Here is a 1075-nt window from a genome sequence, read left to right on the forward strand (position 1 = left end):
GCGTATTTAGGACGAATGTGCTCAATCACTTTAATTTGAGCGGGGATAAACTCAAGCTTTTCTGACTTATCCTCACCCATTTTATGTAGCTCACCGCCACAGCAACCACAGGTTTTATCCTCGATGTCGTGGATCACTTGTTCACGCGGTAAATCTGTTGGTAGCGGCTTACGTATAGGCTTTTTACGGGGCGCGTTAGCTGATTGTTGCTCAGCCTTCACGGCTTCAACAATCTCTTCTACTTCATTAAATAATTCACCTTGGCCAACAAAGCCTTCAGCACTTTTGCCGAATTGCTTTTGTTGGGCTAAACGCCAGCGTTCTTCCAACGCAGCGATGTGTGCATCTTTCTGCGCTAACAGTTTTTCAAGTTCAGCAATACGCTGTTTAAGGGCAAGTTCATTTTTCATGGCGCCTATTTTAAGGTATAACGACAGGCTTTCCAGCGCTAAGTGAACTGACTTTGATGATCATCAATCGATCCTTCGATTTAAAGCAATTGCTTACCTGAAACATCAATGTTGCTATGGCCGATGACATCATAACCCGATAATAACCAATGCAATTGTTGCTCGCTTAAGGTCATGGTGGGAGACATTAGTTTGGGCCATTTGAACTTATGCTTATCTAACCGCTTATACCAGAGTGCAAAGCCGGTATTATCCCAATAAAGTAGTTTGAGTTTGTCACGACCTTTATTACAAAACACAAATAGTGCCCCACTGAGCACAGCTAATTCAAGCTCAGCTTCTACCAACGCCGCCAGTCCATTAATCGATTTACGAAAATCGACCGCATCGGCACATAAATAAACGGTGGGCACATCGACAAACATCCTCATACTGCTAGCCCCTTAACGATAGCCAATATCGGTTGTTGCTAAATCGACTGGCAGGGTAAGTTGACCTGTACGCGTATCAAACTGTATGTTGTTTTGGTGAGTTTGAGCACTGATTTCAGTGGTTTGTTTTACCTGGACAAAGCGTGATGCTGTGGGTCTTGGCGTTTGTGTTGGTAAAGGTGTTTTAGGCAAGCCCTCTGTCAATAAAGTGCGCTGTTTATAATAAGTGGTAAT

2 protein-coding genes and 1 pseudogene are annotated in these 1075 nt (G+C 43.5%); all 3 read right to left on the reverse strand.

Going from position 1 to position 1075, the window contains the following annotated elements:
• Nucleotides 1-410 (reverse strand): IS66 family transposase zinc-finger binding domain-containing protein (locus tag H5084_RS19220; protein WP_182692232.1); only part of this gene is annotated, 410 nt, incomplete at its 3' end.
• Nucleotides 411-490: 80 nt separating this feature from the next.
• Nucleotides 491-841: an IS66 family insertion sequence element accessory protein TnpB gene (tnpB, locus tag H5084_RS19225; RefSeq protein WP_182692233.1), complete on the reverse strand. Its 351-nt coding sequence runs from the start codon at nt 839-841 to the stop codon at nt 491-493.
• Between the two features lie 12 nt (nt 842-853).
• Nucleotides 854-1075 (reverse strand): annotated as a pseudogene (locus tag H5084_RS19230) (IS66 family insertion sequence element accessory protein TnpB); the annotation flags it as partial.

It is taken from the genome of Psychromonas sp. SR45-3 (assembly GCF_014163575.1).
GTDB classification, from domain to species: Bacteria; Pseudomonadota; Gammaproteobacteria; order Enterobacterales; family Psychromonadaceae; genus Psychromonas; species Psychromonas arctica.